The sequence below is a fragment of the Paraburkholderia sp. DD10 genome (genome assembly GCF_049177125.1).
In the GTDB taxonomy this organism is placed as follows: Bacteria; Pseudomonadota; Gammaproteobacteria; order Burkholderiales; family Burkholderiaceae; genus Paraburkholderia; species Paraburkholderia terricola.
In genome coordinates this window covers 2031141-2052415 of record NZ_CP185392.1, presented here as the reverse complement: position 1 = coordinate 2052415, position 21275 = coordinate 2031141, and the positions used below count along the sequence as shown (strand labels likewise).

At 60.4% G+C, this 21275-nt stretch carries 17 protein-coding genes; 14 read left to right on the top strand and 3 right to left on the bottom strand.

Going from position 1 to position 21275, the window contains the following annotated elements; all coding sequences use genetic code 11:
- Positions 1 to 34 precede the first annotated feature (34 nt).
- Genes ACOCG7_RS09320 through ACOCG7_RS09295 form a run of 6 tightly spaced genes read left to right on the top strand, consistent with a single transcriptional unit; the run spans position 35 to position 7151 of the window.
- Complete coding sequence (locus tag ACOCG7_RS09320) at positions 35 to 376, top strand: hypothetical protein (protein WP_421375207.1); 342 nt, start codon at positions 35 to 37, stop codon at positions 374 to 376.
- Positions 373 to 2112 carry a type IV secretory system conjugative DNA transfer family protein gene (locus tag ACOCG7_RS09315; protein WP_347143747.1) on the top strand — a complete coding sequence of 580 codons (1740 nt, stop codon included), beginning with the start codon at positions 373 to 375 and terminating at the stop codon, positions 2110 to 2112. Before ACOCG7_RS09320 ends, ACOCG7_RS09315 begins: the two co-directional genes overlap by 4 nt.
- A complete protein-coding gene (locus ACOCG7_RS09310) occupies positions 2109 to 3998 on the top strand; it encodes a PriCT-2 domain-containing protein (protein WP_421375205.1) in 1890 nt (629 codons plus the stop codon). The genes ACOCG7_RS09315 and ACOCG7_RS09310 overlap by 4 nt, the downstream gene beginning before the upstream one ends.
- 60 nt (positions 3999 to 4058) lie before the next feature.
- Positions 4059 to 5594: an LPD7 domain-containing protein gene (locus tag ACOCG7_RS09305; RefSeq protein ID WP_347143749.1), complete on the top strand. Its 1536-nt coding sequence runs from the start codon at positions 4059 to 4061 to the stop codon at positions 5592 to 5594.
- A gap of 8 nt (positions 5595 to 5602) precedes the next feature.
- Complete coding sequence (locus ACOCG7_RS09300; RefSeq protein WP_416448130.1) at positions 5603 to 6136, top strand: plasmid stabilization protein; 534 nt, start codon at positions 5603 to 5605, stop codon at positions 6134 to 6136.
- 1 nt (position 6137) lies between these two features.
- The gene (locus ACOCG7_RS09295) at positions 6138 to 7151 is read left to right on the top strand and encodes a relaxase/mobilization nuclease domain-containing protein (RefSeq protein WP_421375202.1); all 1014 of its coding nucleotides are present in this window, start codon (positions 6138 to 6140) and stop codon (positions 7149 to 7151) included.
- A 181-nt stretch (positions 7152 to 7332) separates the two neighbouring features.
- Here the strand turns inward: ACOCG7_RS09295 and ACOCG7_RS09290 are convergent, their stop codons facing one another.
- Positions 7333 to 7761 (bottom strand): hypothetical protein, encoded by a 429-nt coding sequence (locus ACOCG7_RS09290; protein WP_347143752.1) that lies wholly within the window; start codon positions 7759 to 7761, stop codon positions 7333 to 7335.
- Between the two features lie 1600 nt (positions 7762 to 9361).
- Between ACOCG7_RS09290 and ACOCG7_RS09285 the strand changes: the two genes are divergently transcribed.
- The 7 genes from ACOCG7_RS09285 to ACOCG7_RS09255 all read left to right on the top strand — a co-directional run bounded on the left by ACOCG7_RS09285 (position 9362) and on the right by ACOCG7_RS09255 (position 17137).
- A complete protein-coding gene (locus ACOCG7_RS09285; RefSeq protein ID WP_421375199.1) occupies positions 9362 to 10654 on the top strand; it encodes an MFS transporter in 1293 nt (430 codons plus the stop codon).
- Positions 10655 to 10757: 103 nt separating this feature from the next.
- A complete protein-coding gene (locus ACOCG7_RS09280) occupies positions 10758 to 11780 on the top strand; it encodes a zinc-binding dehydrogenase (RefSeq protein ID WP_347143754.1) in 1023 nt (340 codons plus the stop codon).
- Positions 11781 to 11993: 213 nt separating this feature from the next.
- Entirely contained in the window at positions 11994 to 13376 is a 1383-nt protein-coding gene (locus ACOCG7_RS09275) for an MmgE/PrpD family protein (RefSeq protein ID WP_347143755.1), read from the top strand.
- Positions 13377 to 13645: 269 nt separating this feature from the next.
- Complete coding sequence (locus ACOCG7_RS09270; protein WP_347143756.1) at positions 13646 to 14488, top strand: hypothetical protein; 843 nt, start codon at positions 13646 to 13648, stop codon at positions 14486 to 14488.
- A gap of 89 nt (positions 14489 to 14577) precedes the next feature.
- Positions 14578 to 15237: an aspartate/glutamate racemase family protein gene (locus tag ACOCG7_RS09265; RefSeq protein WP_347143757.1), complete on the top strand. Its 660-nt coding sequence runs from the start codon at positions 14578 to 14580 to the stop codon at positions 15235 to 15237.
- 64 nt (positions 15238 to 15301) lie between these two features.
- Positions 15302 to 16099 (top strand): HpcH/HpaI aldolase family protein, encoded by a 798-nt coding sequence (locus ACOCG7_RS09260; RefSeq protein ID WP_347143758.1) that lies wholly within the window; start codon positions 15302 to 15304, stop codon positions 16097 to 16099.
- A 72-nt stretch (positions 16100 to 16171) separates the two neighbouring features.
- The gene (locus tag ACOCG7_RS09255) at positions 16172 to 17137 is read left to right on the top strand and encodes a D-glycerate dehydrogenase (RefSeq protein ID WP_347143759.1); all 966 of its coding nucleotides are present in this window, start codon (positions 16172 to 16174) and stop codon (positions 17135 to 17137) included.
- Positions 17138 to 17258: 121 nt separating this feature from the next.
- Here the strand turns inward: ACOCG7_RS09255 and ACOCG7_RS09250 are convergent, their stop codons facing one another.
- A complete protein-coding gene (locus tag ACOCG7_RS09250; RefSeq protein ID WP_073430629.1) occupies positions 17259 to 18188 on the bottom strand; it encodes a LysR substrate-binding domain-containing protein in 930 nt (309 codons plus the stop codon).
- A gap of 227 nt (positions 18189 to 18415) precedes the next feature.
- On the opposite strand from ACOCG7_RS09250, the gene ACOCG7_RS09245 reads away from it, so the two are divergent.
- Positions 18416 to 19834 carry an aldehyde dehydrogenase family protein gene (locus ACOCG7_RS09245; protein ID WP_347143760.1) on the top strand — a complete coding sequence of 473 codons (1419 nt, stop codon included), beginning with the start codon at positions 18416 to 18418 and terminating at the stop codon, positions 19832 to 19834.
- Positions 19835 to 19861: 27 nt separating this feature from the next.
- On the opposite strand, the gene otnK is transcribed toward ACOCG7_RS09245, so the two are convergent.
- Positions 19862 to 21130 (bottom strand): 3-oxo-tetronate kinase, encoded by a 1269-nt coding sequence (gene otnK / locus ACOCG7_RS09240; RefSeq protein ID WP_347143761.1) that lies wholly within the window; start codon positions 21128 to 21130, stop codon positions 19862 to 19864.
- Positions 21131 to 21275 lie beyond the last annotated feature (145 nt).

Sequence of the window (21275 nt, the reverse complement as noted above, 5' to 3'; positions counted from 1 at the left end):
CCGGTCTGTTGCCGGTCAGACTGGAGCCCATCACGTGAGGACCGCCGCCATTACGTTGGTCACTCTGGCTGTCCTGGCGGGAGGGCTTGCAGCCTCACTCTGGCTGGCATCGTTCTTCCTGTACGCGAGCTTGCGGATCAATCCCCTGCGTGCCGGCTTGTGGGGCTGGCTCGAGGCGGCGCTCGCCTGGCACGACGGGGTGATGCCGAACGGTGGACGGCGGCTCGCCGGTGCAGCGCTCTTTGGCGTATTGCTGGCGTTCGGTGGCCCGGCCGTCGGCCTGCGCGTCCTGTGGGAACGGTCAGGGCAGCGACGCCTCTATGGCAGCGCGCGGTTTGCCAGCGATGCGGAAATCCGCAAGGCGGGACTGCTATGAGCACGCTCGCAAGTATCGATTCCACACCGGCCATTGTTGTTGGTGTGTGGCGTGGGCGCTACCTGCGCTTCACCGGCCAGCAGTTCGTGCTGCTGGCAGCGCCCGCGCGCTCGGGTAAGGGCGTCGGCGTTGTGATCCCTAATCTGCTCAGCTTCCCTGATTCGGTGGTGGTGCTCGACGTCAAGCAGGAAAACTACGCCATCACCGCGGGTTTCAGGCGTGCGCACGGGCAGGACGTCTATCTGTTCAACCCGTTCGCGGAAGATGGTCGCACGCATCGCTACAACCCACTGTCGGCGATCTCGGATGGACTGTTCCGCGTGGGTGACATTCTCGCGATCGGATACGCGCTCTATTCACCGGGCGGCCACGACGATTTCTGGAAGGACCAGGCGAGGAACCTGTTTCTTGGCATCGTGCTGCTGCTGTGCGAGTGGCATGATGCTCGCCGGGCCGGCAAGGGACCGTCAATTCCCGATTATCCGGTGACGATGGGCGAGGTGCTGCGACAATCATCGGGCAATGGCATGCCGGTGAAGGCTTACCTTCAGCGGGCACTCGTCCAGCATCGCAATCTGCTGACGGGATCGTGCGTCGATGCGCTGAACCGTTTCCTGTCGAACGACGACAAGGTACTGGCGAGCATTCTCGCAACCTTCAACGCGCCACTGACGATCTGGGCCAATCCCATCGTCGATGCTGCAACAAGCGCCAACGACTTCGATCTGCGTGACGTGCGCCGCCGCCGGATGTCGGTCTATATCGGCATCACGCCAGACCATCTGTCTGAGGCGGCGCTGCTCGTTAATCTCGTGTTCTCGCAGCTCGTCAATCTCAACACGAAGCAGTTGCCCGAGGCCGATCCCACACTGAAATTCCAGTGCCTTGTCCTGCTCGACGAGATGACGGCGATCGGCAAGATCCACATCATCGCGCGGGCAGTTGCTTACATGGCGGGCTATAACCTGCGTCTGCTGTCCATTGTCCAGTCGATCGCACAGCTCGAATCGGTCTACGGACGGGCCGATGCGCGCACCTTCATCACGAACCACGCGATGCAGATTCTCTATGCGCCACGCGAGCAGAAGGACGCGAACGACTATTCCGAGATGCTCGGCACGTTTACCGACCAGTCACGCAGCGTTAGCCGCTCAAGTGCGACCTTCGGGGGGCGGGGCGGAACGAGCGAAAGCATTTCCGAGCAGCGCCGACCGCTCCTGCTACCGCAGGAACTGAAGGAGCTTGGGCGGGACAAGGAGATCATCGTGCTCGAAAACACCAAGCCGATCCTGGCCGACAAGATCTGCTACTGGCGCGATCCCGCGTTTGTTTCGCGCGTAATGGCGGCCCCCGCGGTGCCAGTCATGAATCTGGCGCACTTCAGCGCGGTGGTCGAACGACGGTTGCGCGATTTGCGGACTGACGAGATCGATCCGGAAGGCACTGGGCTCATCAATCCGCCCGCCGAGTATCTGGAAGTGCTGCAGGCATGGGATCCGCGCGATCTCCCGCCACGCCTTGCTGACATCAGTGAAGACGATGCTGTGGCGTATGTGGAGCGCCATTTCATGCTGCTTGGGGTGCCCGCCGAAAGGGTCGGGAAGACCACCCGCCGTCTGTCGGTTGCCGATCTCGACGTGGCGGAGCTTTCCCCGGTTGAACCATCACGAACCCGCCGCGCATCTGCGCGGCGCGTGCCGTCGAATGTTGTGCCGATTCAGGGAGGTGATCAATGAACGCGTCACATGTCGATGAGGCTGTGCGCGCACGCGCAGCGCTGGCGGTGATTCCTGCGGACGATTACGGGACGTGGGTGGACATGGCGTTCGCGCTCAAGCAGGGATTCGGCGATGAGGGCTTCGAGATCTGGGACGAATGGAGCCGCACCGCCGGTAACTACAACGAGCGCGCAGCGCGGACCACGTGGCGCTCAGCCGATGCGTCGGGCGGCAAGACCCTTGCATCATTGTTCTGGCTCGCGCGCCAGCACGGTTTCGATCTGAAGCGATCGCACTACCCGGACCGGATGGCGACTGCGCCGGTGCCTTCCCCCGAGGTACTCGAGCGTCGCGCGCGCGAGGAAGAACGGAGGCAGGCCCGTCATGCCACAGTGGCCCACGAGGCGGCCGCACTCTGGCAGTGGGCGCGTCCAGTTGGGCCGCAGCATCCTTACCTGACGCGCAAGCACCTCGATCCGGTAGGGACCTTACGTGAACTGGATGCGCAGGAGCTGCGCTCGCTCCTTGGGTACGCGCCAATGAGCGAGGAGGAGCCGCTGGTGGGGCGCGTCCTGATTGTGCCGGTCTGGATCGATGCGATCTCCACGCTGGAGCTGATCGATGAGCACGGCCGGAAATCATCGTTGGCGGGGGGCGTCAAGAAGGGCGGGTCCTGGATGGCCGGGCCGGCGCCGACGCCGACGCCGACGCCGACGCCGGACGAAGCATCCGTGCCGATCCTGGTCGGTGAGGGCATGGCGACGGTACTGTCCGCATACCGCGCGACGCGCTGGTTTGCAGCAGCGGCACTCTCGAGCGGGAATCTGGGCCAGGTGGCCGCGGCCTTGCGCGAGCGCTATCCCGACAGCGATCTGATTGTGCTTGGTGAACTGGGGCGGGGTGAAGCGGATGCCCGGCGGGCGGCGGAAGGCGCAATGGCGCATCTGGCCTGGCCGGTGTTTGCCGAAGATGCGCGCATCGACGGCAAGATGCCGAACGATTTCAGCGACATGGCGGTGCTGTCGGGTTTCGATGTCGTGGGCGACCATCTGCGTGAAGTGGCGTTTCAGTCCGTCAAGAGAGTGGACGGATCGCGGGAGGTGGATATGAGCGTCATCTCCGGCGTGCAATTGGGTGAGAGTGATGAACGGAATGAGGAGGGAAAAATGAACCGCGTCAAAGAGAACCAGGCGGACGACGCCGCAGACAGCCAGCCTCGGTCATCGAAACGAAGCGCGGCCAAAGAGGCGGCGCTGGAATCTGCTGCGCCGCTTGCGTCGGGGCCGACTGCAACGACCGTACTTCCGGCTGCTGAAACTTCAGCCGCCGGGTCTCTGGCGAGAGTACCCTCCGCGGCCGATCCACCACGGTTTGCGGCGACGCGTGCGCCGGTTGGCGAGCCATTGTTTGGGTTGGGTGACGTTCCCAACGAAATGAAGGCGTTGGCGGAACACCGGTTCGGCACACCGCTCCGGATGGGAACGCCGCGCGAGAACGGCGGCCCGTATCGTGGAGAGGTATTCAACACGGAGCACTACCTGATCCAGGAAGTTGCGACGCGCAGCGTCGTGTTTCACCAGAAGGACCGGATGGAGTTTGCTTCCGATCGTCTGAAGTGGATGGACGGGAATGCGCGGCTGAACGGCTCCGAGGTGCAGGTCGGGTACGACGGCGATCGGCCGAAAGTCTATCCGTGGGACCGTGCCCGCGATCTGCTTGACCGGACGGTAGGGTCACTGAAGAAATCCGCCCGTGAACTGAATTTCAGTCCGAACCTCGAGACGATGCTCGATCAGCTGCAGGCGAGATCGTGGGCGCGAATCAGGGAGGCACGCGCCGCCGCACTGGAGAAGTCGAAGGAACAGGCATCGTCGCCTGAACCGGCGGCAGACCCCGATCGGTAGCGTATCGCAGTCGCGGTACCCATTCGCAAAAACCTTCGCTGAACAGTATGAGGTTGCATCATGGCACAGACATCTTCGGCCCAGGATTCCGATCCGGTCATCAATGTGATCGAGCAGTATGTGCCGGGCGTGAGTGGCGCAACTGCTCCATCAGGCGGCAATGGCCGGGATGACGCCCTGGATTCGGCTGCAATGGAAGCGGTGTCGGCGCGACGTCGCCGGGAGTTCGATGCGGCGCGGACAAGGCTGCGAGACCAGGCGATTCGCGACGATGCCGGGGCATCGCGGCAAACTGGAGTACGAGCGGTCGCTGATGTGTCGCGACAGGATACCGGTACGGGACGCGTGCCGCTCGACCAGCCACCGGAGCGTGTCCGCAAGCGGTATCTGCGTGCAGGCAACCAGTATTTCCTGAAGGAGGCGCCTTATCAGCTCGCCTTCGAGGACTTGGGGCCGTACCTCGTTACCGAGCACAACCGGCCGGACGTTGTGGAATCGATGGTCGATATGGTGCATGCCAAGTCGTGGCGACGCATCCGTGTGTCGGGGCACGAGGCATTCCGTAGCGAGGTGTGGCTGCAGGGTACGTTGCTCGGGATCGAGGTGAACGGCTACGGGCCGAAGGCGGCGGATCTGGCCCGCCTTGCGGATGCCCGGCAGGCCCGGCTGAATATTCGCATTGAAGCTGGGCCGGAGGCGGAGCCAACGGCTGCTGCTGACTCAAATGGGCGTGCGAGTGAACACCATGCTGCGCCGCTATCGCCAACGCCCCCGGCTGATGCGCGTACAGCCTCGAATGACGGATTACCCGCTGGGCCTGCACGTGAAGGGAACCCCACGTCGACGTCTGCCCTGGACAGCCTGAATTCCGCGAATGACGAACCCGACGCGCCACGACGGTACGTCGGCGAGCTTCGCGAGCACGGAGGGGCACCGTATCAACATAATCCTGCACGGAGCGAGTCGTACTACGTAGTGTTCCGCGATGAGGCGGACGTCGATCATGTGGTATGGGGCGTGGATCTCGAGCGTGCCGTTCTTGAGTCGAAGGCGGAGATTGGACAGCGGGTGACGCTTGAAAACCTCGGCAAGCGCCTCGTAAGGGTCAAGATGCCAATCCTGGATGGCGATGGTGTCGTAGTGGGCGAGGAAGGGAAAGACGTCTACCGGAACACGTGGCAGGTGGATGTCCTCCAGCGCGAACGGGCGGTCTCTCAGGCGACATCACGAGCCGACAGGTCATCGGGCGATGCGGCTCAACCGCATGCCGACCAGCGTGTACAGCACGCCGCAGAGCGCGTATCGGAGCGTCGTCGTGCGCAGCCGGCCGATGAGGCGCGTGTGCTGCACCTGGCCGTCCTGACCGCTGCGATGCGGGAACAGGGCTTTAGCGAACGCTCTATTTCTCGTGTGCAGCGGCGTGCCGCAAGCATGCTGGTCGCGTTTGACAAGGAGGGCATTCCGGTGCCAACACCGAAGGTCTTCGATCCCAAGGCGCCTTCGGCACGTGATCGTCGGACGCGCACTGCTCCTGAGCGTGCATCGACTCGCGAAATCGACCGGACGCCGGCCGAGCCATCAATGCCGGCGCGTTAGGGTGAGCTGTGAGAGTCCGTGAGCGCCTGTGCGTCGAGCTGGGCGCGGTCAGACCGCGCTGGGACGCATGGTGTGCGCGCCGTGGCGTGACGGCGGGCGATGGCGTGAGGCAGTTGATTGCTGCCGCAGTCAACGCAGAGGCTGGCGATCGCTCCATTGCGATCGAATCTGGACTGGCCCAGCCGATAGTCGGAGAGTCGCGCAGTCGTGTCGAAATCCGGTTGACCGTCGCAGAGCGGACGGCGGTTGAGCAGCGCGCGGTGGCGTCGGGCCTGAACTGCAATCGGTGGATCGCGGCGCTGATTCGTGCGCAACTGACGCGGGAGCCGCAGTTGGGCGAACTTGAGATGCATTTGCTATCGGCGTCGAACCTGCAGCTTGCAGTCATCAGCCGGTCCTTGGGAGAGATTATGCGCGGTGGTGACGCGGAACTTAAACGCCAGAGCCTGGCCGAGTTAGGGGGCATCCGGGAACAGATTGACGGGCATCTGCGTGCTGTCGCAGGCGTGATTCGTACCAATCTCGACCGATGGAGCCGGTAACATGCCTTACCCGAAAATCTACATCGACGCGATGCTTCTGAACTGGGGTGACCGGTTATTTGCAGAGCCCTTCAGGCACGCGAGGGCATCGCGGCTCTCACGTGTGGGCATTCGGGACGAGGCAGCGCGCATGCGTAATCAATTGGCGCGGACGCTCAAACGTACCCCGGAGGTGATGGTCAAGATCACCAACAAGGCATCCAGTGCGCAAGGCATAGGCGCCGTGCGTCGGCATCTTCGTTATATCTCGCGCAATGGCCAGGTCGATCTGGAGGATCAGAACGGCGACACGATTTCCGGCGTCGATGCACTGCGTGACCTCACGAAAACCTGGCAGCTCGGCGGATGGGGAATCCCCGACACCAGCACTCGTCGCGAGGTATTCAATATTCTTCTGTCGATGCCGCCGGGAACGAACCGGCAGGCCGTGCGCGATGCGGCGCGTGACTTTGCAGCGCTCGAGTTTGGCGACGGACGCGCGTATGTCTTTGCAGCGCACGACGATGAGGCCCATCCACATGTGCATTTGAGTGTGCAGGTGCGGGGGCCGGACGGGCACCGGTTGAATCCACGTCACAAGGATCTTCAGCGGTGGCGTGAGCGCTTTGCCATGCAACTACGAGAACATGGTGTTGACGCGAACGCGACATCCCGGCGAACCCGCGGCGTTACACAACGTTATCCCCAACCGGCCGTCGTGCACATGATGGAGCGCGGCGAGACGCCAGGTTTCTGGCGGGCCGTCCCGACCGATGCGCAGCGCGAGGCCGGTTGGGTTGCACACGGCGGGGTGTTTGCCGCATGGCGCGAGGTGGCCTTCGCGATGGCGAGATCCAGTGCACGCGAAGATCGTGCAATGGCGGTTGATATGGCGTATTTCGTTGGCGCCATGCCGGTACAGCGGGACAGGCCTGCGGCGGAACGAGGGCGGGATGCCGAACCGGAGCGGCCGGATCACCCCGCACGGGGACGCAGTGGCAGGTCGAGCAATGCCGGGCCGGATGTGGAACGCTGATCGGCGGAGATGGTGATGGGCATCCGGTACACGGTCGGAGGCGCGGACAGTACCGCTTCGTGCGAGGAACTGATCCTCTATGGGTGGAATCGGTCAGTTGCCCCAGCGGGACTGTTCCAGGGGGAGCGCGGGGAGTGCGGCGACGCGATATAGGGCGCTGGTACGCAAGGCTAACCGCCGCTTAACGATCGACGAGCCACGCCGGTCCCGCCTTGAAGGATGCGAAAAGCAGAAAAACCATAGCAGCCAGGAGGAGCGGGAGGCTGTAGAGAGCCACGGGGAAGAACAACGCCAGTTGCAGTGCCGAACCGCCTAGTCCGTGGACAAGATCCGTCTCGCGGATGTTTTCGTAAGCCATCCAGACAATGGGGACGACGCTTAAAACGACAAGGACGAGGCCATCATTAATGGAGGCGTGATCGCGTACAGCATTTGCATAGCAATAGAGTCCCAGCCACATGAGGTTGATCGCGAGTGCTGCCAACCAGAATGCGCGAAGCGTGAAAAAGCGATGGCCGAAACGGCGACGGCAGTGGCCGTTGAACAACTGGATACATTTCACAAGGCCGATCAGGGCGCCAGCGGTAACGGCACATTTCAGGATTTCCACTACCTCACTCCTTGATCGTTGGATTGTGGAGATATGCGGACGGCTGCCGATGGAGGGCGTGATTCGGTGCACGCAGTCCTTGCGTTGCTTTTTATCCAATATAGACGGTCGGGTTGCCTCGGACAAAGGCAGTTTGGATCAGTCACGAAGACGATGGGAATTGCGCAGACGCTGCGAGGGGCTGCCTGAGTGTCGCTATCGACGCACAACAAAGTCTCTACCAATCGGTGACGGTGTGCTGGGTCATGAGCGCACTGGGAAAACCGTGATGCGGAAACAATTGTGCGGATGTGACATTGGCATTTCGGCTTGGTGCTGATCCAGACCATTAAGAGCCTTGAGAGGCGACGGGAGCCAGCCGTAGGATCCCCGCGGGACTAGCTCGGGCCACATGGATTGCGGTGCTAACACAGAGGATTTTTAGCGAAGCAGATGCGCCATTAAACGTGATGGAGCTAATACGACTCGTCACCATTGAAACTGGACCTCGGCGCGGGGAACCGCCATGATGAGCGGCCGCGGATCTCGCCTTTTCGCCATTAAAAGCAATCCCGATACGTGGAGTTATCAGGGTTGGAAGGGCGCAAAAAAATGGCCCGCACCTTCGCGGACCCGGTTCTGGCGGAGCAAGGACGGGCGGCCAGTCTCCCGCCAGCCCCGCCTTGCCCCGTTTTGCGGTCGCGTGTCGCTAGCACGGACCACATCTACATGATAGTCACTGCACCGGCCCGCGGCCGGATTTTTCAGCCGCGCCACGCCACGGGCGGGCACCGATCCCACCCGCTCCTTGGGACGAGGACTTGCGAAGTATAAGGAACTGAGAAAAAACGCAGAAAAGTGGCGTAAGTGAAGGCGTCGATAGTCCGAGCTATCGACCCCTTCATTTGCGGACACTGGCCCTTATAGGAACCGGATGACGCTAGCCGGATGGCAGCTGGCGTGACTCCGCCGTGCACCGATAGGTGGCCGGCGTGCGTGCAGCATCGCCGCGCGAGGAAAAGGGCCACTATCGACACATCAGCCCGACGCCTTCGGTTAGCTCAGCTTACGCACCAAGAAGAATAATCGACTGTACGCGGCAGAACTCGGGCGCGCAAACTAGAATCACAAAAATGGCCATTAGCCGGATAAGTATGGAGACGATCTGCCCGCAAAGCATCCGCACGCAACGTGCGCTGCGGCGTCCGACGACGAGTCGAACGGCACGCAGACACGGTAAATCCCACGAAGACCGAATACGTCGCCTAAATCTGCTGGCTTCAGGCAAGCCAGGCGTCGAGGCCTCTTCGGGCCTTCGAAGGATAGCGCTAGTCGCTCCAATCGCCCGCCTGTGGCGGCATTTTGTTCGATAACTTGTGTGCCTTCGCTACCCGCAACTTGTGGGGCGCGGACTATCGCGCTTTGTGTTCGTACGGGTGCCGCCGTAAGGAAGCCTGCCACGACCTCCTAAAGCGAGCGGCCGGACATCAACGCAACCGTTTAGTGTGATGCTGTTATCAGGGGACATCGGATGAGCAATAGAGTAAATGCTGGCGCGCGACTTGATCGGCTCCCTATCGGATCTTTCCATACTAGGGTCCTGTGGCTAGTCGGATTGGGTATGTTCTTCGATTCGTTCGACAATACCCTATCCAGCTCGGTGCTTGCGTCAATGCTGAAGAGCGGCTGGTCGACGTTGCAATTGAATTCGATTTTCATGTCAGCGACGTTTGTCGGGCTGACGATCGGCGCAGCGCTTGCCGGCTGGTTGAGCGACCGGTTCGGCCGTCGCTTCGCCTATCAATTCAACCTGGCGATCTTCGGTGGCATGGCACTCGTGTCCGCATTTGCGCCGTCGATGTCATGGCTCGTCGCGTTTCGCTTCATCATGGGGCTGGGGATGGGCGCGGAGTACGTGATGGGTTACGGCCTCATCATCGAGTTCGTGCCTCCCACGCATCGTGGGCGCTACCTGGGACTCCTTGCGTTGATTGGCGGTTCGGGTGTGTTCGTCACGGCGGTTGTCGCGACGCTCGTCATTCCGTGGCTCGGTTGGCGTCCAATGTTCATCATTGGTGGCATCGGTACGCTGTGGGTCTGGTGGATGCGCCGTCATCTGCCCGAATCGCCGCGGTGGCTCGAGCGCGTCGGGCGCAATGACGAGGCAGAAGAGGTCATGCAGGCGATCGAAAGGGACTCCGGCGTCACTGCACCACTGCCTCCGGCGCCGCAGAGCCCGGCCAGGGAGCCGCACTGGGTGCCGCTTTCCACGCTTTTTTCGCGTACTGTGATTCGGCGCACCTTGCTTGCCATTGTCATCAACGTGATCTGCCTGTTCGGCTCCTATAGTCTGACGGGATGGATGCCGACGTTCTTCGTCAAACAGGGAATGAGCGTCACTCACTCGCTTGGCTTTACCGCCGCAATGATGGCGGGTTGGATTGCCGGCCCATTGTTCCTCTCGTATATCTCGGATCGGATTGGACGCCGCACGGGCATCGTGATGTTCGCCGCGCTGTGTGCATGCCTCGGGGCGATCTACCCCAACCTGACATCGGCAACGGCAATTATGATTTGCGGCTTCCTGCTCGTCTCGGCCGTGGCGATTTTCCTGACGCTCGGCCTCGGCATGACGCCGGAATTATTCCCGACGGAATATCGCTTCCGCGGCGGCGGTGTGGCGCAGATGTTCGGACGCCTGGGTCTGATCGGATCGCCATTCATCGTGCTGGGGCTCTTTAGCCGCTATGGAATCACCGGCGTGGTACTCGCCATCTCAGGCGCCTACATCTTTATTGCAATCCTCGTCATGGTCGCGGGTATCGAGACCAACCAGCAATCGCTCGAGGCATTGGAGCCTGAGGAAATCGCCGACGCGCATGCCGCGATTCCGCAGACGTTGTCCCGGCACTAGCCATCCAATCAAATGCGCGCTGAAAACAGCGGTGCGTTCGACGCAATGTATCGCTGTTCGCAGTCGTTCATCTTTCACCTAACAGCACTGAGGAACACACGGCATGCGTGGCATTGTCTTTCGCGGTGACTGCAAAGTCGAGCTCGCGACTTTCCCCGATCCGACGCCGGGCGTCGGCGAAGTCGTTCTGGAAATCAAGGCTTCTGGCATGTGCGGAAGCGATCTTCACTTCTATCGCCGGCCGGCAGGCTCGCCCGTTCCTTCAGTCATCGCTGGTCACGAGCCGTGCGGTGTTGTCGTCGTTGTGGGAAAAGGCGTCGTGGGGCCGCACGCGCGCATCGGTGCGCGCGTCATGGTCCATCACTACAGTGGCTGCATGGGATGCCCCGACTGCCGCTCGGGTTGGCCGCAAATGTGCAGGACTGCGCCGATCATTGTGTATGGGACCGATGCGCACGGCGCGCATGCCCCTTACATGAAGGTTCGCGCGGACACGCTGGTGCCGCTCGACGAACGGCTCAGCTTCGAGGCAGGCGCTGCCATTTCCTGCGGAACGGGTACTGCCTGGGGCGCTTTCGAGCGAATCGGCCTCACGGGGCGCGATACCATTGCGGTATTCGGGCAAGGGCCAGTCGGCCTTTCTGCAACGATGCTCGCGAAGGCTCAAGGCGCTCGCGTTATCGCGTTGGACGTCGACGCAAGTCGTCGCGAGACAGCGGCAAAGTTTGGCGCCGATGCTGTGATTAATCCGCTGGATGGAGGAGTCGCCGATGCAATCCGCGAGCTCACCAGCGGCAGGGGTGCGAGCGTTGCACTCGAGACTTCGGGCGCAGCCGCCGCAAACCGCGATGCTCTCGACTCCGTGAGTCCTTGGGGCACGATTTGCCTCGTTGGTATTGGGTCGGAATTCACTCTTTCGCTGGCCAGCTATTTGCGCACTCAACTCCGCGTTCTGACCTCGTGGACGATGTCCGTTCAGGGCCAGCGAGCCTGCGCCGAGTTCATCGTCGAGCGCGAGCTCAACCTCGACGCGCTCTTCACAGACCGTTGGCGCCTTGATCAGGCGGAAGAAGCGTATCAGGTCTTTAACCGTCAAAGCGGCGGCAAGGGCGTGTTCTTGATGTAGCGGTGGAGATTAACGTCGAGATAGTTCTGCCGAAAACGGCGTTGTATGGCGGTGATGTCCGCGCCGGACCGTTAGCCAAACTTACCGGGCTATCGATGAAAACGAACTGTACTAGAAGGAGTCCCACGCGCAGAATGATCAGGAAGATAAAGCGTAAGCAGCAACGCCATTCATGAGTCACTTTTTGCTGTGCCGTCTTTCCCGAGCACTTTCATGACCGACCATTTGGACCTCTGCCATCATTTCGCGAAATTCGCGGCAGAAATTGGCTACGACGATTTGCCAGAAGACGCGATTGAAGGCGCGAAGAAGACGATTCTCGACACATTGGGCGTGACGTTGGCCGCAAGCGGTGTCGAGCCCGCGGTTCAGGCATTGGTGCAATTGCTGCAGGAAAGCGGTGGAAAGCCGGAGAGTACGGTCCTCGGATTCGGCGGGAAATTGCCTGCAATGTCGGCGGCTTTCGCCAACGGGTCCATGTCTCACTGTCTGGATTTTGATGATCAGACTCCGTGGGGCGCGCATGCGGCGAGTTCAATCGTTCCTTCCGTCTTCGCGATCGCTGAACGAATGGGTGGAGTGCCAGGCCGTACGCTAATCACCGCGGTAGCGATTGGGCAGGACCTCTTCGCCCGGTTGCGCTGCAACGTTGGCTGGAATCAGAACTGGAATTTATCGTCGATGGTGGGCGCTTTTTCCGCGGCCGCGTCGGCTGCACATGTGCTTGGACTGTCGGCCGAACAGACTGCCCACGCTCTCGGCATTGCCAGCCAGCAGTCTTGCGGAACCATGGAAGTCATCTTTGCAACCGGCAGTGACCTGCGAGGAATGTACGCTGGGTTCACTGCGAAAGGCGCCGTCATTGCAGCGCTCCTCGCGCAGAAGGGCATTACCGGAATCGATACTCTGTTTGAGGGAAAGGCCGGGATTTTCAACGTTTATTTCGGCGGAAAGTACGACCGCGAGAAGATGCTCGATGGGCTGGGCGTGCGGTTCCTCGGAGGCACGACGCTGTATAAGGCATGGCCGGCGGTGGGCAACTCTCACACCTATATTCACGCCACCATCGAATTGATGAAAGAAAAAGGCATCGCAGCAAAGGACGTCGAAGCCATCCGCGCCTTCGTCGGCGACTTCACGTACACCATGTGTACGCCGTTGGAAGTTCGGCGTGCGCCGTCCACGCTCGTCGACGCAAAGATGAGCTTGCCGTTCATACTCGGAATTGCAGCGAGCAGGGGCAAGATGACTATCGCCGATTTCAGCGAGGCGGCGCTGAAAGACCCCGACGTTCTATCCATGGCGGCGAAGGTCGTTCCGGTGCAGGATCCGGATCAGAACTGGACATTCAAGCTGCCGGACGGCCGGATCGAAATTGTGACGCGGGACGGCCGTGTTTTCGGCCGCCTTGGAGACAAGATCCCAGGTAATGCAGAGGCCCCGCTAACCTGGGAGCAACTGTCGGAAAAGTTCGTGAGTTGCGCCTCTGTTGCAGCTATTGCGCCGTCGGACGCGGGAATTGCCAGGGCTCAGATGCTGATTCGGGAGATGGAAACTCTGACTGACGCGACCGGGATACTTCGCGCACTCACGTAGCGTTGCGGTGCCTTGCCCAGTTGTTTGGGCAACTGCACAGCGCATTGATGGGTAGATGAGTCGAGAGTTTGCAGGTGGCGCGGCGCAATGCGCACTTCACTAAGCAGCTGACAGCTCTTCATGTCGGTGTCGCGATGTTGAGTCGCCCGACATGTTGTTTAAACATGTAGTAGAACTGATTTGGTTCGCCTACTCATCCTTTGATCTGGCGCCGGCAGGCGAACCCCGCGATAGAAAGGCGGCCAGACAGTGACCATAGGAGGGTCAAAATGCGAGTTTCAGAGGCCTCGACAACAGATTACGGGAGAATCGGCAGCAATATGCGAGAGGGCGTCCTCGAGCAGAAGTTCCTGCTGCAGGGAAAACCGGGTTCTCCGAATAACTACCTCATCAACGTCGGCCGCACGGGCGCGGGCGGCTGGGTCGCGCCCAGTCACCGCCACAATTTCGATCAGGTCCGCTACGTGATCAAGGGCGACTTTCCTTATGCGCAGGGAAAGAGGATGCCGGAGGGTTGGGTAGGTTACTTCCCGGAGAGCGTGTACTACGGTCCGCAGGAACGTCCTGAAGGGCTGGAGATGATGGTCTGCCAGTTCGGCGGTGCGGCGGGCTACGGCTTTGTGAGCGTCGAGGAGCGCGAAGCCGCAAACCAGGCGTTGAAGGCCAAGGGCGAGTTCAAGGATGGCATCTTTACGTGGTACGACGAGTCGGGGAAAAAGCACAACCAGGATGGATTCGAAGCTTGCTTCGAACACGTGACGGGACGCAAGCTGGAATACGCCAAGCCGCGTTATGAAGATCTGATCCTCATGAACCCCGCAAACTTCGAATGGATTCCGGAAGAAACGCGCGGCGTCTTTTCGAAGTGGCTTGGCTCTTTCACTGAGCGAAATACGCGAATCGGCTTCGTCAAAATAGACGCGGGTGCGTCGCTCCCGGCGGGTATAGAGTCTTCGATCGAACTGCTTTTCCTGAGCAAAGGTAAAGTCAGCTTCGAAGGCATGGAATATGGCCTCCATACGGCGTTCGAATTCGAGGCGAACGAGGGCCCGGTGCCGCTCAGAGCAATTGAGGAAACAGAGTTCTTCCGTCTCGTGCTTCCCAGGTTCTAACGCTGTGCGCGGTGTGCGGTCGCGCCGCGCACACCGCAGATGCGGGCGCCTGCTTTTACCTCTCACATACGACCAAGCCGGAACGAACTATGACTACCATTGCCGTGATTCACACCGGACCAGTCACGGTCCAGCCGATCAAGGAACAGATCAGCGAGCAGATTCCCGAGGCGCGCGTGATCAACATCATCGACGATAGCCTGCTCAACGACGTGCGTGCAGCAGGACATCTGACGCCTGAGGTTGCGAGCCGGATTCACTCGTACATGGCGAATGCACAGGCAATGCGTGCGGACATTATTCTTAACGCCTGTTCGTCCGTCGGCGAGGCCGTTGATTCGGTGCGTAAGTTTGTCAGTACGCCGATCGTAAAGATCGACGAAGCGATGGCTGAGGAGGCCAGTTCCATCGGCCGCCGCATCGGAGTGGTCGCGACCGTGCCCACCACACTGGAGCCGACCGTTCGGCTGATCAAAAGGAAAGCCGGCGAACTCGGCCGCGACATTGAAGTTGCCGAGCGGATTGCTGAGGGCGCATTTGACGCGCTGCTCGCGGGCGACGCCGCGAAACACGACGAGATCGTCAAGAGCACTATCTCGGCATTGGCGGCGAGCGTGGATGTCGTCGTCGTGGCTCAGGTGTCGATGGCGCGACTTGTTCCTCAGCTAAAAGACCTGCGTGTGCCGGTGCTCTCTAGCCCGCGTAGCGGTGTTGCTTCCCTGAAACTCGCGCTGTCAAGCGTGCGTTAAGTAACACGGTGCAGCGCGGTGTAAGCAGTCGCTTGTGTTCCGCGTCCGAGATTGAGGAGACAAAATGAAAGTAGCCGCAAAAGATCTGGTCCGCAACGTCGTCAAGGAGAAACTGGCGCGCGATGAAGTTACGCTTTCCATGACGGTCCGCCTCGTCAGAACAACTGAGATCGTGACGATCGCAAAGACCGCGGGTTTTGACACGTTCTATATCGATCTCGAGCACAGTACGCTGTCTCTCGAGACCACAGCTCAAATCTGCATGGCCGCCATGAACGCTGACATCGCGCCGTTCGTTCGTCTGCCGAATCTGGCTCCGGATGTCATCGCCCGGATTCTGGATGGTGGTGCGCTGGGCGTAATCGCGCCGCACGTCGAGTCTGCTGAACAGGCGAGACAGGTTGTTCGCGCGGCCAAGTTCCCGCCGCACGGCGAGCGCTCGCATGGTGGCGTGCTTCCGCACATGGGTTTTCGCTCGTTTCCGAGTTCAGAGGTCGGCGAGGCCGTCAACGATGCCACGATGGTTGTCATAATGATCGAGACCCGGGAGGCGCTGGCCGCGATTGATGAAATTGCGGCGATCCAAGGTGTCGATCTGCTTTTCATCGGTACCAACGACCTTTGCGCGTCGCTCGGAATCGAGGGGCAATTCGAGCACGAGATGATTCGCGAGGCCTACGCGAAGGCCATGGCCGCATGCCGAAAGCATGGCAAGCATCTCGGTGTCGGCGGTCTCAATGCTCACCCGAAACTGGTCGCGCAATTCGTCGAAATGGGTGCTCGATATATCTCCACCGGCACTGACATTTCGTTTCTCGTAAGCGCAGCGAGTGCCAAGGCCGCCGTCATGCGCGATCTGTGATCTGTGAGCGCCGGGCCGGTCAAGCCCAAGGCGAGGCCGGCTCCAGTGTCGCAATATATGAGGATATCTCGAATGAATAAAGTCGTAGTGTACAAACCGCTGCCCGAAGAAACGATCAACTACCTTCGCTCGCATGCAGAAGTAACCATCGTCGACCCGAAGCAACCGGGCGCGCTCATTGAAGCACTGAAGGACGCTGACGGCGCGATTGGGACGGGTGTGAAAATGAACGCGGAGACGCTGGAGGGCGCGCGGCGGATCAAGGTTCTTTCTACGGTATCGGTAGGCTTCGATGCGTTCGACATCGATTATCTGAACCGGCGCGGGATATTGCTGACCAATACCCCGGATGCGCTGACCGAATCTACCGCTGACACGGCGTTCTCGCTGGTTCTTCTGACGGCGCGGCGCCTCGCCGAACTGGCGGCGTTTGTGAAGGCCGGAAAGTGGACGAAAAAAATCGGCGAGGACAAGTTCGGCGTCGACGTTCACCATAAGACGCTGGGTATTGTCGGCCTTGGCCGTATCGGCACCTCAGTGGCTCGCCGCGCTTCTCTGGGCTTCGCGATGAATGTTCTGTACGTCGACCAAGGCGTCAACGAGCGGGCCGAACGTGAGTACGGTGCAAAGAAAGTGGACCTGAATGTACTTCTCAAGGAATCGGATTTCGTTCTGTTGCAGGCGCCATTAACCAAAGAAACAAAAAATCTCATTAGCACCGCACAACTGAAGGCGATGAAGCGCGGTGCGTTTCTCATCAACGCTTCGCGCGGGCCAATTGTCGATGAACCAGCGCTGATCGAGGCGCTGAAAGACGGCACCATCGCGGGGGCGGGACTCGACGTGTACGCGGAAGAGCCGCTGTCGGTGGAATCGCCGCTGCTCAGCATGGACAACGTCGTTACGTTGCCGCACATCGGTTCGGCGACGCACGAGACGCGTCAAGCGATGAACAGGAACGCAGCTGAAAATCTCATCGGCGCGCTGAATGGCACGCTCAACACAAACATCGTCAATCCCGAGGTGCTGAGGCGCTAGGCCGAGTCATGTCGTGCATGCGAAAGCATTAAAGCGTTTTCCACTGCCACGAAACCCGGCCCTGTAAGAAACTACGCCCTCTGCAATGCTCGATGCGTTCAGAGGGCGACATCTTTTCATGCTACTTCGACAGGTCCTTCACGATGTCGATCATCTTGTCGAGGACCGGGTCGTTCTGCCGGCGCACCCATCCAAAGATAAAGCGCGTCGAGTAATCCAAATTGGTCAGCGGAACGATCGTCAGGTCGCCCGGATACTGGAAGTTCTTTCCCATGACCACCAGTCCGATTCCCATGCCTACCGAAATCAGGTTCAGTTGCGAGGCGACAGTGCTCACCTCCTGAACGATGTTCGGCTCGAACCCTGCCGCCTGGCAGAACGAATAGAGCTGTCCGTAACTCAAGCTGCTGCTGGATTTAGGCACGACCACGAACCACTCGTTGGCGAGATCGTCGAGTGTGAGCGACTTCCTGCGCGCCAGCCGGTGATCGTGCGGTACGGCGACACCGAGGCTACCTGTCTGAATGCATATCGAATCCAGCACAATGCCTTCGCGCTCCATATTGATTTCGGTGCGCCGCTTGCCCGGGTGCGGGCTTGGCCCCAGATGCATGAAACCGGCATCTATCTTTCCGTCCGCGAGGGCTTTGGGCTGTAGCGACGTCGACATTTCCACGAGCGAAAGATTGATTTCCGGGTAGCTTTCGCGGAACTGTTTAACGGCTGCCCGAAAGATCGAATGCATGAGCGTAAGCGATCCATAGCCGATCCTCAACGTCCCGGTCATGCCATGCCCAACGCGCTTGGTGAGGACGATGGCCTCATTGAGATCGTCCATTACACGGACGAGTTGCGGCAGCAGTGTGCGGCCCGCGGCCGTTAGCTTGACCGTATGCGCGAGGCGTTCGAAAAGCGGTGTGCCGAGTTCTCCTTCGAGGTCGGCGATGATTTGAGAAACCGCAGGTCTTGTGATGTGCAAGCGCACCGCAGCGCGCCCGAAGTGTTCTTCCTCCGCGGCGGCGATAAAGTAGCGAAGATGTCGGAGTTCCATCTTTTTCTGTCTCCTCCTTAACAGCGGCGGCCCGCAAAAACCGTGGCCTTGGTCCCGGCGTGGACCGCATTCAACGTTCCATTCCAAGGCTGAGCGTGGCCGGTTAGCGCCGCTTACCGAGACACCATAATAGCTGACTTGACCCTACGTTGGTGCGATTCCAAACTTCTATCATCGCCGCGATTACTGCGGGCACTCCCGGTCGCGGGTGAATAACAGGAGACTTTATGCAATCGTATGAGAAGTGCTACATCAACGGGGAATGGGTTACTCCGCTGACTCGCAAGGATTGGACTTTGATCAATCCCGCTACCGAGGAACCGTTTGCGACGGTCGCGCTGGCCGGAGCCGAAGATGTCGACGCGGCCGTCAACGCCGCAAGAGCCGCGTTCCGTTCTTTCGGCGCGACCTCGAAAGCCGCCCGTATCGATCTGCTCGAACAGATAATCGACTGCTTTGTCCGCCGTGAGCACGAACTCGCTGACGTCGTGACGCTCGAACTCGGCACTCCCGTCTCGCAGAAGATTCACGCTCCTGCCGCGCTTGCTTCTTTCAGACAGGCATTGGCTACCTTGAAGGAGTACGAGTTCGAGTACCGCCTTGGACCTAATACTATTCGGCGCGAGCCGATTGGCGTCTGTGGATTGATTACCGCATGGAACTGGCCGCTCCAGCTTCTTGTCACTAAGCTCGCCTATGCACTTGCCGCGGGGTGCACGGTCGTACTCAAGCCGAGCGAGTTTACACCGCTCAGCGCAATCCGCCTTACCGAAGTGCTTCACGAAGCAGGCGTGCCGAAGGGCGTCTTCAACCTCGTGTTGGGCGACGGTCCGGTGGTGGGCAACGCTATCAGCAGGCACATGGACATCGACATGGTGTCGTTCACGGGTTCCACAAGAGCCGGTGTGCTGATCGCAGAGGCGGCGGCGCCTTCAGTGAAACGCGTTGCTCAGGAACTGGGTGGGAAGTCGGCGAACGTAATCCTCGACGACGCGGACCTGAAGGCGGCCGCGAAGTGGAACGTTACCCGCGCGTTTTCCAATACGGGTCAGTCGTGTCATGCCCCGACTCGAATCATCGTCCAGGAGGACCAGATGGATGAGGTGCTGGCGCTGCTTCGTAGCGAAGCAGAAGCTGTGAAAGTGGGAAACCCGCTGGACCCGCAGGTGTCGATGGGGCCGGTGGTCAACAAGCTCCAGTTCGAACGCGTGCAGGAATACATCAGAATCGGTATGGGAGAGGGCGCGACGGTTCTGGTTGGCGGTCCTGGCCGGCCCGAAGGGCTCAAGCATGGCTACTTCGTGAAGCCGACGATCTTTTCCAATGTGACGCCTAATATGCGCATCGCACAGGAAGAGATCTTCGGTCCGGTGCTCACCGTGATTTCCTATCGCACCGAAGACGAAGCCATCGACATCGCAAACGGAACGCCCTATGGCCTGGGCGGTTACGTGTTCTCGTCGAGCCAGGAACGCGGTCGAGCAGTCGGAGCCCGCCTGCAGGCCGGACGCGTCTTCCTGAACGGTGCGGTAAGCAACACCGAGGCGCCGATGGGCGGATACAAGCGCTCAGGAAACGGGCGGGAGATGGGGATTTTCGGCCTCGAGGAGTATCTCGAGGTGAAGGCTATGATCGGTTTTGGGTAAGCGAGAGCAGCCCGCTTGCGGGCTGTTTTAGAGCGCCTTCAATGCCTTCGCAAAGAAATCAGTCGCGCCGAAGTTGCCGGACTTGAGCGCGAGTGCAAGCGGCGCTTCACCGTTGGTGGGAACAGACTGAGTTACCGGCACTCCCGGGTCGATCTGCGGCCCGATACGCAGTGAGCGCACGCCGAGCGCCTGGACCACGGCGCCAGAAGTTTCGCCGCCCGCGACGACGAACTTGCGCACGCCGGCGTCGCGCAGCTTGCACGCGATCGATGCAAGCGCTTCTTCGACGATATGTCCTGCCTTCTCAATGCCCAGTTCGCGCTGCACAATCTTGACTTCGTCCGGCGACAACGTGGCGTAAATCAGTACCGTCTCGTCGTGAGCGCGCGCGAATTGAATGGCGTTGTCGACTACTGGCTCTCCGCGCGAAAGCGCCATTGGGTCGATTCGGAAACTCGGTTTGCCGGCGCGCCACTCCGCCACCTGCGCATTGGTGGCTCGCGATGCACTGCCGGCCAGCACGACAGACCCGCCGTCGATTTGCTGGAGATCGGCGGCCTGTCCTGAATACACGAGCAGGTCCGCCGAATGAAAGTTCTGCGGCAAACCGAGCGCCATGCCGGAACCGCCCGTGACGAGCGCAAGATCCCGGCAGGCTTTGCCGAGCATGTAAAGATCGCGATCGGTGAGTGCATCCGCGATCGCGAGCCGTACGCCATCCTGCTTTAGCTCGTCGATGCAAGCGCGAATCTCCTCTACACCTGCGGAAATTGCGTCGTATCGGATCAGGCCGACTTTGGATTTCGTCTGTCGTTGCAGCACTCTGACGAGATTGGCATCGGACATCGGCGTGAGCGGGTGGCTTTCCATGCCGGACTCGTTCAGAAGAACATCGCCGACAAAAAGATTGCCGCGAAACACCGTGCGTCCATTCTCGGGAAACGCGGGGCAGGCGATCGTGAAGTCGTCTTTCAGCGCGTCGAGTAACGCATCCGCGACCGGGCCGATGTTGCCTCTTGGAGTGGAATCGAACGTTGAGCAATACTTGAAAAAGAACTGGCGACAGCCATGCGCCCGCAGCCATTCAAGTGCGTTCAGAGATTGGCGCACGGCCTGCTTCGCCGGAACCGTGCGAGACTTCAGCGCGACGACGAGCGCGTCGGCCTCGATTTTCGCGCTTCGATCGGGGACGCCGATGGTTTGCACCGTACGCATGCCGCCGCGTACGAGCATGTTGGCGAGATCCGTCGCGCCAGTGAAGTCGTCGGCAATGCAGCCGAGCAGTGCCTGCGCCATTTACCTGGCTCCCTTCTGGACTTCGGCCCAGAAAAATGTGTTCGACATCGCTGACTGCTAGACGGGTATGGCTGCAAGCGGGTTGGTGTGCGATACCTGTGGCGCAAGCGCGCACGCCCCTACAGCATCGGACTACATGCCGTCG